This is a genomic window from Escherichia whittamii (assembly GCF_014836715.1).
GTDB lineage: Bacteria > Pseudomonadota > Gammaproteobacteria > Enterobacterales > Enterobacteriaceae > Escherichia > Escherichia whittamii.
Genome location: NZ_JACSQI010000001.1, coordinates 88089 through 104567, shown reverse-complemented (window position 1 = coordinate 104567; position 16479 = coordinate 88089). Strand labels below are relative to the sequence as shown.

The window sequence follows — 16479 nt, the reverse complement described above, 5'->3', positions numbered from 1 at the left end:
GGGCGTAGAGAAATTAATGCGCTTTTACGGTTTTTGCGGCTTTCTCTTTGAACAGATAGCCGATGCCTAACACCACCAGCCATACCGGGATCAGGTATACCGAAATCGCCATTCCTGGCGTCATCAGCATAATCACCAGTACCGCCGCCATAAACAGCAGGCAGATCCAGTTACCCAGCGGATAGAGCAGAGCAGGGAAGCGGGTAGCCACGCCTTGTGCTTGTTTGGCGCGACGGAATTTCATGTGCGCAAGACTTATCATCGCCCAGTTAATAACCAGTGCAGAAACTACCAACGCCATTAACAGGCCGAACGCAGATTCTGGAGCAAGGTAGTTAATCAGTACACACAATGCTGTAACCAGCGCAGATACCAGGATGGTATTTACCGGCACGCCGCGTTTATCGACAGACGCCAGCGCTTTTGGCGCATTGCCTTGTTGAGCCAGACCAAACAGCATACGGCTGTTGCAGTAGACGCAACTGTTGTAAACCGAAAGTGCCGCCGTCAGTACCACAATGTTCAGGGCGTTTGCGACAAAAGTATCGCCTAACTCGTGGAAGATCAGTACAAACGGGCTGGTATCGGCGGTAACGCGTGTCCACGGCATCAGCGAGAGCAGAACGGCTAACGAACCAATGTAGAAAATCAGGATGCGGTAGATAACCTGGTTAGTCGCTTTGGGAATACTTTGCTCTGGGTTATCAGCTTCTGCTGCGGTGATCCCTACCAGTTCCAGACCTCCGAACGAGAACATGATAATCGCCATCATCATTACCAGCCCGGTGAAGCCGTGCGGCAGGAAGCCACCTTGATCCCACAGGTTGCTAATGCTCGCCTGAGGGCCACCGTTGCCGCTGAACAACAGCCAGCCGCCGAAGATGATCATCGCCACTACCGCAATAACTTTGATAATGGCAAACCAGAACTCCATCTCACCAAACACTTTAACGTTGGTCAGGTTGATGGCGTTGATCACCACAAAGAACACGGCGGCAGAAGCCCAGGTTGGGATTTCCGGATACCAGAACTGAATGTATTTGCCGACAGCCGTAAGTTCTGCCATGGCAACTAAAACGTACAGTACCCAATAGTTCCAGCCAGAAGCGAATCCGGCAAAGCTGCCCCAGTATTTATAAGCAAAGTGGCTGAAGGAGCCTGCGACAGGTTCTTCGACCACCATTTCACCTAGCTGACGCATGATCAGAAAGGCGATAAAACCTGCAATGGCATAACCCAGAATAATCCCTGGCCCTGCGGACTGTATTACGGAGGCGCTTCCCAGGAATAGCCCGGTCCCTATCGCGCCACCCAGCGCGATAAGCTGAATATGGCGGTTTTTAAGGCCGCGCTTTAGCTGCTCGCCGTGCTGTTGACCTTCCATCATGAAACCTCGTGCGGTGGTTGTTTTTTTGATCTACGCAATGATGCGTGTGTAAGTTTGCAATTCCGTTTGTTGTATTAATTTATTTACATCAAAGAAGCTTGAATTGTTACAGAAAGACTTCCGTCAGATCAAGAATAATGGTATGAGCCAACGAATGCACCCGCTTTATGCATGGTTGAAGATGGGTTGCTTAAAAAGACACCGTTTGTAAAGTCCCGACCAAATTATCTTCATCACAACTCTCGAATATAAATTCATTTAAAATGAATTAGAAATCAAAAAATTGGTAAGTGAATCGGTTCAATTTGGATTTTTATAGTTTAATAATCGTTAAAAAATCCCTTTCGCACGTAAAGCCTACATTTGTGCATAGTTACAACTTTGAAACGTTATATGTGTCAAGTTGTTAAAATGTGCACAGTTTCATGATTTCAATCAAAACCTGTATGGACATAAGGTGAATACTTTGTTACTTTAGCGTCACAGACATGAAATTGGTAAGACCAATTGACTTCGGCAAGTGGCTTAAGACAGGAACTCATGGCCTACAGCAAAATCCGCCAACCAAAACTCTCCGATGTGATTGAGCAGCAACTGGAGTTTTTGATCCTCGAAGGCACTCTCCGCCCGGGCGAAAAACTCCCACCGGAACGCGAACTGGCGAAACAGTTCGACGTATCCCGTCCCTCCTTGCGTGAGGCGATTCAACGCCTCGAAGCGAAGGGCTTGTTGCTTCGTCGCCAGGGTGGCGGCACGTTTGTTCAGAGCAGCCTCTGGCAAAGCTTCAGCGATCCGCTGGTGGAGCTGCTCTCCGACCATCCTGAATCACAGTATGACTTGCTCGAAACACGACACGCCCTGGAAGGTATCGCCGCTTATTACGCCGCGCTGCGTAGTACCGATGAAGACAAGGAACGCATCCGTGAACTCCATCACGCCATAGAGCTGGCGCAGCAGTCTGGCGATCTGGACGCGGAATCAAACGCCGTACTCCAGTATCAGATTGCCGTCACCGAAGCGGCCCACAATGTGGTTTTGCTTCATCTGCTAAGGTGTATGGAGCCGATGTTGGCCCAGAATGTCCGTCAGAACTTCGAATTGCTCTATTCGCGTCGCGAGATGCTGCCGCTGGTGAGTAGTCACCGCACCCGCATATTCGAAGCGATTATGGCCGGTAAGCCGGAAGAAGCGCGCGAAGCATCGCATCGCCATCTGGCCTTTATCGAAGAAATTTTGCTCGACAGAAGCCGTGAAGAGAGTCGCCGTGAGCGTTCTCTGCGCCGTCTGGAGCAACGAAAGAATTAGTGATTTTTCTGGTGAAAATTAACCAGAAGATGTTGTAAATCAAGCGCAAATATAAAGCGCGGCAACTAAACGTAGAACCTGTCTTATTGGGCTTTCCGGCGAGAGTTCAATGGGACAGGTTCCAGAAAACTCAACGTTATTAGATAGATAAGGAATAACCCATGTCAGAACGTTTCCCAAATGACGTGGATCCGATCGAAACTCGCGACTGGCTCCAGGCGATCGAATCGGTCATCCGTGAAGAAGGTGTTGAGCGTGCTCAGTATCTGATCGACCAACTGCTTGCTGAAGCCCGCAAAGGCGGAGTCAACGTAGCCGCAGGCACCGGCGTCAGCAACTACATCAACACCATCCCCGTTGAAGAACAACCGGAGTATCCGGGTAATCTGGAACTGGAACGCCGTATTCGTTCAGCTATCCGCTGGAACGCCATCATGACGGTTTTGCGTGCGTCGAAAAAAGACCTCGAACTGGGCGGCCACATGGCGTCCTTCCAGTCTTCCGCAACCATTTATGATGTGTGCTTTAACCACTTCTTCCGTGCACGCAACGAGCAGGATGGCGGCGACCTGGTTTACTTCCAGGGCCACATCTCCCCGGGCGTTTACGCACGTGCTTTCCTGGAAGGTCGTCTGACTCAAGAGCAGCTGGATAACTTCCGTCAGGAAGTTCACGGCAATGGCCTCTCTTCCTACCCGCACCCGAAACTGATGCCGGAATTCTGGCAGTTCCCGACCGTATCTATGGGGCTGGGTCCGATTGGTGCTATTTACCAGGCTAAGTTCCTGAAATATCTGGAACACCGTGGCCTGAAAGATACCTCTAAACAGACCGTTTACGCTTTCCTCGGCGACGGCGAGATGGACGAACCTGAATCCAAAGGTGCGATCACCATCGCTACCCGTGAAAAACTGGATAACCTGGTCTTCGTTATCAACTGTAACCTGCAGCGTCTTGACGGCCCGGTAACCGGTAACGGCAAGATCATCAACGAACTGGAAGGCATCTTCGAAGGTGCTGGCTGGAACGTGATCAAAGTGATGTGGGGTAGCCGTTGGGATGAACTGCTGCGTAAAGATACCAGCGGTAAACTGATCCAGCTGATGAACGAAACCGTTGACGGCGACTACCAGACCTTCAAATCGAAAGATGGTGCGTACGTTCGTGAACACTTCTTCGGTAAATATCCGGAAACCGCAGCACTGGTTGCAGACTGGACTGATGAGCAGATCTGGGCTCTGAACCGCGGTGGTCACGATCCGAAGAAAATCTACGCTGCATTCAAGAAAGCGCAGGAAACCAAAGGCAAAGCGACAGTAATCCTTGCTCATACCATTAAAGGTTACGGCATGGGCGACGCGGCTGAAGGTAAAAACATCGCGCACCAGGTTAAGAAAATGAACATGGACGGCGTGCGTCATATCCGCGACCGTTTCAATGTGCCGGTGTCTGACGCTGATATCGAAAAACTGCCGTACATCACCTTCCCGGAAGGTTCTGAAGAGCATACCTATCTGCACGCACAGCGTCAGAAACTGCACGGTTATCTGCCAAGCCGCCAGCCGAACTTCACCGAGAAGCTGGAGCTGCCGAGCCTGCAAGACTTCGGCGCGCTGCTGGAAGAGCAGAGCAAAGAGATCTCTACCACTATCGCTTTCGTTCGTGCCCTGAACGTGATGCTGAAGAACAAGTCGATCAAAGACCGCCTGGTGCCGATCATCGCCGACGAAGCGCGTACTTTCGGTATGGAAGGTCTGTTCCGTCAGATTGGTATCTACAGCCCGAACGGTCAGCAGTACACCCCGCAGGACCGCGAGCAGGTTGCTTACTATAAAGAAGACGAGAAAGGTCAGATTCTGCAGGAAGGGATCAACGAGCTGGGCGCAGGTTGTTCCTGGCTGGCAGCGGCGACCTCTTACAGCACCAACAATCTGCCGATGATCCCGTTCTACATCTATTACTCGATGTTCGGCTTCCAGCGTATCGGCGATCTGTGCTGGGCGGCTGGCGACCAGCAAGCGCGTGGCTTCCTGATCGGCGGTACTTCCGGTCGTACCACCCTGAACGGCGAAGGTCTGCAGCACGAAGATGGTCACAGCCACATTCAGTCGCTGACTATCCCGAACTGTATCTCTTACGACCCGGCTTACGCTTACGAAGTTGCTGTCATTATGCATGACGGTCTGGAGCGTATGTACGGTGAAAAACAAGAGAACGTTTACTACTACATCACCACGCTGAACGAAAACTACCACATGCCGGCAATGCCGGAAGGTGCTGAGGAAGGTATCCGTAAAGGTATCTACAAACTCGAAACCATTGAAGGTAGCAAAGGTAAAGTTCAGCTGCTGGGCTCCGGTTCTATCCTGCGTCACGTCCGTGAAGCAGCAGAGATCCTGGCGAAAGACTACGGCGTAGGTTCTGACGTTTATAGCGTGACCTCCTTCACCGAACTGGCGCGTGATGGTCAGGATTGTGAACGCTGGAACATGCTGCACCCGCTGGAAACTCCGCGCGTTCCGTACATCGCTCAGGTGATGAACGACGCTCCGGCAGTAGCATCTACCGACTATATGAAACTGTTCGCTGAACAGGTCCGTACTTACGTACCGGCCGACGACTACCGCGTACTGGGTACTGATGGCTTCGGTCGTTCCGACAGCCGTGAGAACCTGCGTCACCACTTCGAAGTTGATGCTTCCTATGTAGTGGTTGCGGCGCTGGGCGAACTGGCTAAACGTGGCGAAATCGATAAGAAAGTGGTTGCTGACGCAATCGCCAAATTCAACATCGATGCAGAAAAAGTTAACCCGCGTCTGGCGTAAGAGGTAAAAGAATAATGGCTATCGAAATCAAAGTACCGGACATCGGGGCTGATGAAGTTGAAATCACCGAGATCCTGGTCAAAGTGGGCGACAAAGTTGAAGCCGAACAGTCGCTGATCACCGTAGAAGGCGACAAAGCCTCTATGGAAGTTCCGTCTCCACAGGCGGGTATTGTTAAAGAGATCAAAGTCTCTGTTGGCGATAAAACCCAGACCGGTGCACTTATTATGATTTTCGATTCCGCCGACGGTGCAGCTGACGCTGCACCTGCTCAGGCAGAAGAGAAGAAAGAAGCAGCTCCGGCAGCAGCACCAGCGGCTGCGGCGGCAAAAGACGTAAACGTTCCGGATATCGGCAGCGATGAAGTCGAAGTGACCGAAATCCTGGTGAAAGTGGGCGACAAAGTTGAAGCTGAACAGTCGCTGATCACCGTAGAAGGCGACAAGGCTTCTATGGAAGTTCCTGCACCGTTTGCTGGCACCGTGAAAGAGATCAAAGTGAACGTGGGTGACAAAGTGTCTACCGGCTCGCTGATTATGGTCTTCGAAGTAGCAGGTGAAGCAGGCGCGGCAGCTCCGGCGGCTAAACAGGAAGCGGCTCCGGCAGCAGCACCTGCACCAGCGGCTGGTGTGAAAGAAGTTAACGTTCCGGATATCGGCGGTGACGAAGTTGAAGTGACCGAAGTGATGGTGAAAGTGGGCGACAAAGTTGCCGCTGAACAGTCACTGATTACCGTTGAAGGCGACAAAGCTTCTATGGAAGTTCCGGCTCCTTTTGCTGGCGTCGTGAAGGAACTGAAAGTCAACGTTGGCGATAAAGTGAAAACTGGCTCGCTGATTATGATCTTCGAAGTTGAAGGCGCAGCGCCTGCGGCAGCTCCAGCGAAACAGGAAGCGGCAACTCCGGCTCCGGCAGCAAAAGCTGAAGCCCCGGCAGCAGCACCGGCTGCGAAAGCCGAAGGCAAATCTGAATTCGCTGAAAACGACGCTTACGTTCACGCGACTCCGCTGATCCGCCGTCTGGCACGTGAGTTTGGTGTTAACCTGGCGAAAGTGAAAGGCACTGGCCGTAAAGGCCGTATCCTGCGCGAAGACGTTCAGGCTTACGTGAAAGAAGCTATCAAACGTGCAGAAGCGGCTCCGGCGGCGACTGGCGGCGGTATCCCTGGCATGCTGCCATGGCCGAAGGTTGACTTCAGCAAGTTTGGTGAAATCGAAGAAGTGGAACTGGGCCGTATCCAGAAAATCTCTGGTGCTAACCTGAGCCGTAACTGGGTGATGATCCCGCACGTTACTCACTTCGACAAAACGGATATCACCGAGCTGGAAGCGTTCCGTAAACAGCAGAACGAAGAAGCAGCGAAACGTAAGCTGGATGTGAAGATAACCCCAGTTGTCTTCATCATGAAAGCCGTTGCTGCGGCACTTGAGCAGATGCCTCGCTTCAACAGTTCGCTGTCGGAAGATGGTCAGCGTCTGACCCTGAAGAAATACATCAACATCGGTGTGGCGGTGGATACTCCGAACGGTCTGGTTGTTCCGGTATTCAAAGACGTCAACAAGAAAGGCATCATCGAACTGTCTCGCGAGCTGATGACTATTTCTAAGAAAGCGCGTGACGGTAAGCTGACTGCGGGCGAAATGCAGGGCGGTTGCTTCACCATCTCCAGCATCGGTGGCCTGGGTACTACCCACTTCGCGCCGATTGTGAACGCGCCGGAAGTGGCTATCCTCGGTGTTTCCAAGTCCGCGATGGAACCTGTGTGGAATGGTAAAGAGTTCGTGCCGCGTCTGATGCTGCCGATTTCTCTCTCCTTCGACCACCGCGTGATCGACGGTGCTGATGGTGCGCGTTTCATTACCATCATTAACAACACGCTATCTGACATTCGCCGTCTGGTGATGTAAATAAAAGAGCCGGCCCAACGGCCGGCTTTTTTCTGGTAATCTCATGAATGTATTGAGATTATTAGCGAATAGACAAATCGGTTGCCGTTTGTTGTTTAAAAATTGTTAACAATTTTGTAAAATACCGACGGATAGAACGACCCGGTGGTGGTTAGGGTATTACTTCACATACCCTATGGATTTCTGGGTGCAGCAAGGTAGCAAGCGCCAGAATCCTCAGGAGCTTACATAAGTAAGTGACTGGGGTGAGGGCGTGAAGCTAACGCCACTGCGGCCTGAAAGACGACGGGTATGACCGCCGGAGATAAATAAATAGAGGTCATGATGAGTACTGAAATCAAAACTCAGGTCGTGGTACTTGGGGCAGGCCCCGCAGGTTACTCTGCTGCCTTCCGTTGCGCTGATTTAGGTCTGGAAACCGTAATCGTAGAACGCTACAACACCCTCGGCGGTGTTTGCCTGAACGTCGGCTGTATCCCTTCTAAAGCACTGTTGCACGTAGCAAAAGTTATCGAAGAAGCCAAAGCTTTGGCTGAACACGGTATCGTCTTCGGCGAACCGAAAACCGATATCGACAAGATTCGTACCTGGAAAGAGAAAGTTATCAATCAGCTGACCGGCGGTCTGGCTGGTATGGCGAAAGGCCGCAAAGTCAAAGTGGTCAACGGTCTGGGTAAATTCACCGGGGCTAACACCCTGGAAGTTGAAGGCGAGAACGGTAAAACTGTGATCAACTTCGACAACGCGATCATCGCAGCGGGTTCTCGCCCGATCCAACTGCCGTTTATTCCGCATGAAGATCCGCGTATCTGGGACTCCACTGACGCGCTGGAACTGAAAGAAGTACCAGAACGCCTGCTGGTAATGGGTGGCGGTATCATCGGTCTGGAAATGGGGACCGTATACCATGCGCTGGGTTCACAGATTGACGTGGTTGAAATGTTCGACCAGGTTATCCCGGCAGCTGACAAAGACATCGTTAAAGTCTTCACCAAGCGTATCAGCAAGAAATTCAACCTGATGCTGGAAACCAAAGTCACCGCCGTTGAAGCAAAAGAAGACGGTATTTATGTGACGATGGAAGGTAAAAAAGCACCGGCTGAACCGCAGCGTTACGACGCCGTTCTGGTAGCGATTGGTCGTGTGCCGAACGGTAAAAACCTCGACGCAGGCAAAGCGGGCGTGGAAGTGGACGACCGTGGTTTCATCCGCGTTGACAAACAGCTGCGGACCAACGTACCGCACATCTTTGCTATCGGCGATATCGTCGGTCAGCCGATGCTGGCGCACAAAGGTGTTCACGAAGGTCACGTTGCCGCTGAAGTTATCGCTGGTAAGAAACACTACTTCGATCCGAAAGTTATCCCGTCTATCGCCTATACCGAACCAGAAGTTGCATGGGTGGGTCTGACTGAGAAAGAAGCGAAAGAGAAAGGCATCAGCTACGAAACCGCCACCTTCCCGTGGGCTGCTTCTGGTCGTGCTATCGCTTCTGACTGCGCAGATGGTATGACCAAACTGATTTTCGACAAAGAATCTCACCGTGTGATCGGTGGTGCAATTGTTGGTACTAACGGCGGCGAGCTGCTGGGTGAAATCGGTCTGGCAATCGAAATGGGTTGTGACGCGGAAGATATCGCACTGACCATCCACGCGCACCCGACTCTGCACGAGTCTGTGGGCCTGGCGGCAGAAATATTCGAAGGTAGCATCACCGACCTGCCTAACCCGAAAGCGAAGAAGAAGTAATTCTTTGTGTGCCGGAACATCCGGTAAATTAAGAAGCGGCTATCCTGGCCGCTTCAGATTGTTGACAAAGTGCTCGTTGTTGATGTCGGATGCGGCGTAAACGCCTTATCCGACCTACAAAGTCATGCAAATTCAATATATTGCATGACTCGTGTAGGCCCGATAAGCTTGTGCATCAGGCAATTCGATGTTTGCCATCAGTCTTAAGCGGCTAACAACGCCGCTTTTTTTACGCCTGCAATTTACCTTTCGAGTCTTCTTGCTCCACGCTCAGACAACCGTTCGCGTACCGCTGAACGCTGCTCGTTATTCAGTCGGGCAGTATGGTTACTGTCGTTTAGACGTTGTGGGCGGCTCTCCTGAACTTTCTCTCGAAAAACCTGACGTTGTTCAGGAGATGCTGATTGAACACGCTGGCGGGCATTATCACGTTGTTGTTGGTTCAGAGGGCGCTGCTGTACTTTTTCCTTAAATACCTGACGCTGCTCTGGTGATGCGGACTGAATACGCTGACGCGCTGCCTCTCTTTGCTGTTGATTCTGTGGGTTAGTCTGCATTTTTTCGCGGGCCGCCTGGCGCTGTTCAGGCGAGGCAGACTGAATACGCTGACGCGCCGCATCTCTTCGCTGCTGGTTCTGTGAGTTAGTCTGCATTTTCTCGCGGAACGCCTGGCGCTGCTCTGGTGAGGCAGACTGATAACGCTGACGAGCAGCGTCCTTTTGTTGCGGGGTCAGTGGTTGGCGACGGCTGAATTCGCGGAAGTCGTCATAGCTTCCATAGTGTTCAGCTTCATTAAACCGCTGTGCCGCAGCCTGACGCTGGGGATCGCGCGTAGTGACTGGTGCGGCGTGTGTTCGTTGCTGAAACTGACTTGCTGCCGCCTGGCGCTGGCTGTCGCGCGATAGCGCAGGTAATTGCGTGGCGCTCATGCCGCCACTGACATTGGTTTGATGAAACCGCTTTGCCATATCCTGATCATGATAAGGCACACCATCGCGGTAATTTGGATTGTGCCGCCATGCCATATTCTTGTCAGTAAGATGTTCACCAGTAATGCGGTTGAAATTGTTGACGTCGATATTGATGTTGTCGCCGTTGTGTTGCCAGCCATTACCGTCACGATGACCGCCATCGTGGTGATGATAATCATCATCGTCATGATGATGGCCATGATCGTCGTCATCCCAGTCGATGCTGCTGAAAAGTGCGTACGTGGTAGCAACGCCCATGCTGTAGCCGAATCCACGCACAAAGCTGTCAACAAACGGTTCCCCGGCTGGCGGCGGCAGGTAAACAGGCGGATAAGCGGTATTGGCCCAGTTCCCGTAAACCACGGTCGGGTTGTAGTTGGGAATATAAACCACATCCGGATTGGTTGGCTCAATGGTTATTACTGTCGGCGCAGGTTCTGCGACGCCGGGGCTGGACGTAGAAACGGTATTTGATTGTGTGACAGGGGCGCTGGCGGGCGGGCTGGCCGGTACGACTTTTTTCGTTGTCGTGATGACCTTTTGTTCAGTTGATGACTTCAGCGATCCGGTTTGTTGCGCTAGTTGGCGCAAACGCTGTACCGAGTCCATCACATCCTGCGGTTGTGCCAGAAACGCGTCGCCAAGATTTTGCACCCATTGCGGGTTTTCACCCATCAACGCCATCAATTGCGGAAAAGCCACCAGCGATTTGACGCTGGCATCCCACGGCTGGCCGGACACTGCTTCAATAGCGGTATCACCTTGTTTAAGTGGGTTATCGCGCGACCACTGCACGGCCCGGGCGACATTTGCCGGATAGGTCGATGCCATCAGCACCTGCGAAAGCAGGGCGTCGGGATATAGCGCGACGGGCGCGACCCATTGATCGATTTGTGCAGTGCTGAATGCGGATTTGACGACGGCAGGCGTTACGGGAGGCGCGGAAACCGTTGCAGGAAGCGTAACTGCGGTGATATCAGGCGCAGCCTGTTGTGCCGGTTGTGTTTGTACGGGCGTTTCCACAGTGCGGCTTTTCACATACAGCGTACCGGAAGCTGCACATAGCCCGGCACTGCAAATCAGCGCCAGCACATGGGGTTTAAACGGCAAAGTCATTTTCATAATTCGGATCTCAAGGAAATCGCAATGGTCGGCGAACTGCCACCCGCAGGCGCTGTGAATCTGAGTATAAAGAGGCGGTAGTTTAAATTTTGACTAATGTTGGGATTCGTTGAGAAAGGTGATTATCACCATGCGAATTAACAAGGTTTTTACGGAGGGAAACAATCTCTAGACCATCCTTAACGATTCAGCCACTTTTTTATGTTGCTTTTTTGTAAACAGATTAACACATCGTCAAAATCCTGCTATTCTGCCCGTTGCGGTACTGGGCATTTACCCTACAAACTGCTGTCTCACAGGAGCGTGAAGAGAATCGCCTGCCGCACTATGACAATGAGAGCGAGGAGAACCGTCGTGCTAGAAGAATACCGTAAGCACGTAGCTGAACGTGCCGCAGAGGGGATTGCGCCCAAACCCCTGGATGCCACTCAAATGGCTGCGCTTGTAGAGCTGCTGAAAAACCCGCCCGCGGGCGAAGAAGAATTCCTGTTAGATCTGTTAACCAACCGTGTTCCCCCAGGCGTCGATGAAGCCGCCTATGTAAAAGCTGGTTTCCTGGCTGCTGTCGCGAAAGGCGAAGCCAAATCCCCACTGCTGACTCCAGAAAAAGCCATTGAACTGCTGGGTACTATGCAGGGTGGTTACAACATTCATCCGCTGATCGACGCACTGGACGATGACAAACTGGCACCGATTGCTGCCAAAGCACTGTCTCATACGCTGCTGATGTTCGATAACTTCTATGACGTAGAAGAGAAAGCCAAAGCAGGCAACAAATACGCGAAGCAGGTCATGCAGTCCTGGGCGGATGCCGAATGGTTCCTGAATCGCCCGGCGCTGGCTGAAAAACTGACCGTTACCGTCTTCAAAGTGACCGGCGAAACCAACACCGATGACCTCTCTCCGGCACCGGATGCGTGGTCACGCCCGGATATCCCACTGCACGCCCTGGCAATGCTGAAGAACGCCCGTGAAGGCATCGAGCCAGATCAGCCGGGTGTTGTTGGCCCGATCAAGCAAATCGAAGCCCTGCAACAGAAAGGTTTCCCGCTGGCTTACGTCGGTGATGTTGTGGGTACTGGTTCATCGCGTAAATCCGCCACTAACTCCGTACTGTGGTTTATGGGCGATGATATTCCGCATGTGCCAAACAAACGCGGCGGCGGTCTGTGCCTCGGCGGCAAAATTGCGCCAATCTTCTTTAACACGATGGAAGATGCCGGTGCGCTGCCAATTGAAGTGGATGTTTCTAACCTGAATATGGGTGACGTGATTGACGTTTACCCTTACAAAGGCGAAGTGCGTAATCACGAAACCAACGAGCTGCTGGCGACCTTTGAACTGAAAACCGACGTACTGATTGATGAAGTGCGTGCGGGCGGTCGTATTCCATTGATTATCGGCCGTGGCCTGACCACCAAAGCGCGTGAAGCACTTGGTCTGCCGCAGAGCGATGTTTTCCGTCAGGCGAAAGACGTGGCGGAAAGCGACCGTGGCTACTCGCTGGCGCAGAAAATGGTGGGGCGCGCCTGTGGCGTGAAAGGCATCCGTCCGGGCGCTTACTGCGAACCGAAAATGACTTCTGTCGGTTCTCAGGACACTACTGGTCCAATGACCCGTGATGAACTGAAAGACCTGGCGTGCCTGGGCTTCTCGGCTGACCTGGTGATGCAGTCTTTCTGTCACACTGCGGCATATCCGAAGCCGGTTGACGTTAACACACACCACACGCTGCCGGACTTCATTATGAACCGTGGCGGAGTGTCGCTGCGTCCGGGTGACGGCGTGATCCACTCCTGGCTGAACCGTATGCTGCTGCCGGATACCGTCGGTACTGGCGGTGACTCCCATACCCGTTTCCCGATCGGTATCTCCTTCCCGGCGGGTTCTGGTCTGGTGGCGTTTGCTGCCGCAACAGGTGTAATGCCACTGGATATGCCGGAATCTGTTCTGGTGCGCTTCAAAGGCAAGATGCAGCCGGGCATCACCCTGCGCGATCTGGTACATGCCATTCCGCTGTATGCGATCAAACAAGGTCTGCTGACCGTTGAGAAGAAAGGCAAGAAAAACATTTTCTCTGGTCGCATCCTGGAAATTGAAGGTCTGCCGGATCTGAAAGTTGAGCAGGCATTTGAGCTGACCGATGCGTCCGCTGAACGTTCCGCTGCCGGTTGTACCATCAAGCTGAATAAAGAGCCGATCATCGAGTACCTGAACTCCAACATTGTCCTGCTGAAGTGGATGATCGCGGAAGGTTACGGCGATCGTCGTACTCTGGAACGTCGTATTCAGGGCATGGAAAAATGGCTGGCGAATCCTGAGCTGCTGGAAGCCGATGCGGATGCGGAATATGCGGCAGTGATCGACATCGATCTGGCTGATATCAAAGAGCCAATCCTTTGTGCGCCGAATGATCCGGATGACGCACGTCCGCTGTCTGCGGTACAGGGCGAGAAGATCGACGAAGTGTTTATCGGTTCCTGCATGACCAACATCGGTCACTTCCGTGCCGCAGGTAAACTGCTGGATGCGCACAAAGGCCAGTTGCCGACCCGCCTGTGGGTGGCACCGCCAACCCGTATGGACGCCGCACAGCTGACCGAAGAAGGCTACTACAGCGTCTTCGGTAAGAGTGGTGCGCGTATCGAGATCCCAGGCTGTTCCCTGTGTATGGGCAACCAGGCGCGTGTGGCAGACGGTGCGACGGTGGTTTCCACCTCTACCCGTAACTTCCCGAACCGTCTGGGTACTGGCGCGAATGTCTTCCTGGCTTCTGCGGAACTGGCCGCTGTCGCGGCACTTCTTGGCAAACTGCCAACGCCGGAAGAGTACCAGACCTACGTTGCGCAGGTGGATAAAACTGCCGTTGATACTTACCGTTACCTGAACTTCAACCAGCTTTCTCAGTACACCGAGAAAGCAGACGGGGTGATTTTCCAGACAGCGGTTTAAGGTTGTAGCCTGTTGTGAAAAGCCACTTCTTTTGGGAAGTGGCTGAGACTGATGATAAACGCAACATTGCCTGATGCGCTGCGCTTATCAGGCCTACAACATTTCTGCAATTTATTGAATTTGCACTATTTTGTAGGCCGGATAAGGCGTTTACGCCGCATCCGGCAAGAACAAAGCGCACTTTGTCAGCAATCTGAGCCACTTCTTTTGGGAAGTGGTTTTTTTTTGCCGGAATATCTGACGAGCAACTCAATAACGTTAATTCTCAGAACTCGCACTCTTTTCCTTAATGATAGTGTTTCCCTGCATGTAAGAGAGCGATTATCATAATAATGTCGTTATCATTTTAGTGAATTATATTTTTATGTTTTAAATGAATATGCTCGCTAAAAAATCAATCGATTTCAATTCTGATAGGCGAAATAAGATATTGATAGTGTTTATCTTATTTTGTTTTCTGCTGGTTATTACAGGGTGAAGTTTTTCACTTAATGGAGATAAAGTGAATGAAAAAAGCATTTATTATAATTATCTTTTTTCTACTATGCGGCAACGCTTTTGCCGCGACAGCAAAATTACAATATTTGTTTGTCGCAAATGGTGGATTAGTGGGTTTTTATGAGGACGGTAATGTCAGGGGATGCGCACAGTGTGAGCCGATGAAAGAAAACCTTTTAACCATGAGCACTGAATCGCCTATATCACACTGGAAGCGAAATGCTGATGTGATAACAACCACCGACGCAGAGGGTAGTAGCGATCTTCAACTTTATGATAATGGCAAGATTACGGATGACTGGTGGATTTTTGATTACAAAACGATTTACCCTCTTTATTAATCTATTTTTTGTGCGCAGAGTAGTACTGGATTGTCTTCTTCCCTGGTAAGAAGATGGCTGTCGAAAATGACAAAAATTCTGGCCATGGTGGTTGGAACGTTTTTTTCACTATTTTTATCTCTAAACCATCGGCGTTCCACTGTTTTTCTCCGGTAAGGCTGCGATAATTACATCAATGGCGCAATGCGATTTCGGCGCATTGCCGGGAGCAGAGGAACACACTATGGATTACGAATTTCTGCGCGATATTACCGGAGTGGTAAAGGTGCGCATGTCCATGGGGCATGAAGTGGTCGGGCACTGGTTTAATGAAGAGGTGAAAGAAAACCTGGCCTTGCTTGATGAAGTGGAAGACGCCGCGCGCACGCTAAAAGGTAGCGAACGTTCCTGGCAGCGAGCAGGGCATGAATATACCCTATGGATGGATGGCGAGGAGGTAATGATCCGCGCCAATCAACTGGAATTTGCGGGTGACGAAATGGAAGAAGGGATGAACTACTACGACGAAGAAAGTCTGTCGCTGTGCGGCGTTGAGGATTTTCTGCAAGTGGTGGCGGCTTACCGTAATTTCGTGCAGCAGAAGTAAATAAATCTGGCGGAGCCTACGTGCTCCGCCAGAGCCGTTAAACAGCTGGCATATTGCGCCCGTAATAAATCTCGCGCATTTCCTTCCACAGCGCAGCGGTAATTTCTTTGCGCTCGCAGTCGGTTAAATCTTCCGGTTTGGTGTGGAACATGTAGTGCTTAAGGTCGAACTCTTTAAGCAACATTTTGGTATGGAAGATATTTTCCTGATAGACGTTCACATCCACCATGTCATACAGCGCCTTTATATCTTCGGACATAAAGTTCTGAATCGAATTAATCTCATGGTCGATAAAGTGTTTCATACCGTTAATGTCGCGGGTAAAACCGCGCACGCGATAATCAATGGTCACGATATCGGACTCAAGTTGGTGGATCAGGTAATTCAGCGCCTTCAGCGGGGAAATCACGCCGCAGGTAGAGACTTCAATATCGGCGCGGAAGGTACATAAACCGCCTTCAGGATGGCTTTCCGGGTAGGTATGTACGCAAATATGACTTTTATCGAGATGGGCAACCACGGCTTCAGGCAGCGGGCCGGGGTGTTCTGTTTTGTCGATAAGTTTCGGGTCGACCGGTTCTTCGCTCATCAGAATAGTGACGCTGGCACCCTGTGGTTCGTAATCCTGGCGGGCGATGTTAAGAATATTGGCCCCGATAATGGAACAGGTTTCTGACAGGATTTCGGTCAGACGGTTGGCATTATAGAGTTCATCGATATAAGCAATATAACCATCGCGCTCTTCGGCAGTTTTGGCATAGCAGATATCGTAAATACAAAAACTCAGACTTTTGGTCAGATTATTAAAGCCATGCAGTTTCAGTTTTTTCAATTTC

10 protein-coding genes are annotated in these 16479 nt (G+C 51.5%); 7 read left to right on the top strand and 3 right to left on the bottom strand.

The genetic code is table 11. The features are described 5' to 3' along the window. Positions 1–13: 13 nt before the first annotated feature. Complete coding sequence (gene aroP / locus H9644_RS00465) at positions 14–1387, bottom strand: aromatic amino acid transporter AroP (RefSeq protein ID WP_191772660.1); 1374 nt, start codon at positions 1385–1387, stop codon at positions 14–16. A gap of 540 nt (positions 1388–1927) precedes the next feature. Here aroP and pdhR point away from each other — a divergent pair. From pdhR to lpdA, 4 genes are all read left to right on the top strand, one after another. Beyond that, positions 1928–2692 carry a pyruvate dehydrogenase complex transcriptional repressor PdhR gene (gene pdhR, locus H9644_RS00460; RefSeq protein ID WP_000331776.1) on the top strand — a complete coding sequence of 255 codons (765 nt, stop codon included), beginning with the start codon at positions 1928–1930 and terminating at the stop codon, positions 2690–2692. 161 nt (positions 2693–2853) lie between these two features. Next, positions 2854–5517: a pyruvate dehydrogenase (acetyl-transferring), homodimeric type gene (gene aceE, locus H9644_RS00455; RefSeq protein ID WP_000003834.1), complete on the top strand. Its 2664-nt coding sequence runs from the start codon at positions 2854–2856 to the stop codon at positions 5515–5517. Between the two features lie 14 nt (positions 5518–5531). Further along, entirely contained in the window at positions 5532–7424 is a 1893-nt protein-coding gene (aceF, locus tag H9644_RS00450; RefSeq protein WP_191772658.1) for a pyruvate dehydrogenase complex dihydrolipoyllysine-residue acetyltransferase, read from the top strand. A 324-nt stretch (positions 7425–7748) separates the two neighbouring features. Further along, positions 7749–9173, top strand: coding sequence for a dihydrolipoyl dehydrogenase (gene lpdA, locus H9644_RS00445; protein ID WP_000102484.1), 1425 nt, complete (start codon positions 7749–7751; stop codon positions 9171–9173). A gap of 242 nt (positions 9174–9415) precedes the next feature. On the opposite strand, the gene H9644_RS00440 is transcribed toward lpdA, so the two are convergent. Further along, positions 9416–11266 (bottom strand): DUF3300 domain-containing protein, encoded by a 1851-nt coding sequence (locus H9644_RS00440; RefSeq protein WP_191772656.1) that lies wholly within the window; start codon positions 11264–11266, stop codon positions 9416–9418. Between the two features lie 354 nt (positions 11267–11620). Here H9644_RS00440 and acnB point away from each other — a divergent pair, with 354 nt between their 5' ends. The 3 genes from acnB (at position 11621) to yacL (ending at position 15643) form a co-directional block, all read left to right on the top strand. Further along, on the top strand, positions 11621–14218 hold the full coding sequence (gene acnB / locus H9644_RS00435; protein ID WP_064525124.1) for a bifunctional aconitate hydratase 2/2-methylisocitrate dehydratase: 2598 nt from the start codon (positions 11621–11623) through the stop codon (positions 14216–14218). 506 nt (positions 14219–14724) lie between these two features. Next, positions 14725–15057, top strand: coding sequence for a hypothetical protein (locus tag H9644_RS00430; RefSeq protein WP_191772654.1), 333 nt, complete (start codon positions 14725–14727; stop codon positions 15055–15057). Between the two features lie 223 nt (positions 15058–15280). Then, positions 15281–15643: a protein YacL gene (gene yacL, locus H9644_RS00425; protein ID WP_010350025.1), complete on the top strand. Its 363-nt coding sequence runs from the start codon at positions 15281–15283 to the stop codon at positions 15641–15643. Positions 15644–15680: 37 nt separating this feature from the next. On the opposite strand, the gene speD is transcribed toward yacL, so the two are convergent. Beyond that, positions 15681–16475, bottom strand: coding sequence for an adenosylmethionine decarboxylase (gene speD, locus H9644_RS00420; protein ID WP_064525121.1), 795 nt, complete (start codon positions 16473–16475; stop codon positions 15681–15683). Positions 16476–16479: the final 4 nt, after the last annotated feature.

Excerpts from the sequence above, each read along its gene's own strand:
- aroP (WP_191772660.1), bottom strand. The coding sequence starts at position 1,387 with ATGATGGAAGGTCAACAGCACGGCGAGCAGCTAAAGCGCGGCCTTAAA.
- pdhR (WP_000331776.1), top strand. The coding sequence starts at position 1,928 with ATGGCCTACAGCAAAATCCGCCAACCAAAACTCTCCGATGTGATTGAG.
- aceE (WP_000003834.1), top strand. The coding sequence starts at position 2,854 with ATGTCAGAACGTTTCCCAAATGACGTGGATCCGATCGAAACTCGCGAC.
- aceF (WP_191772658.1), top strand. The coding sequence starts at position 5,532 with ATGGCTATCGAAATCAAAGTACCGGACATCGGGGCTGATGAAGTTGAA.
- lpdA (WP_000102484.1), top strand. The coding sequence starts at position 7,749 with ATGAGTACTGAAATCAAAACTCAGGTCGTGGTACTTGGGGCAGGCCCC.
- H9644_RS00440 (WP_191772656.1), bottom strand. The coding sequence starts at position 11,266 with ATGAAAATGACTTTGCCGTTTAAACCCCATGTGCTGGCGCTGATTTGC.
- H9644_RS00430 (WP_191772654.1), top strand. The coding sequence starts at position 14,725 with ATGAAAAAAGCATTTATTATAATTATCTTTTTTCTACTATGCGGCAAC.
- yacL (WP_010350025.1), top strand. The coding sequence starts at position 15,281 with ATGGATTACGAATTTCTGCGCGATATTACCGGAGTGGTAAAGGTGCGC.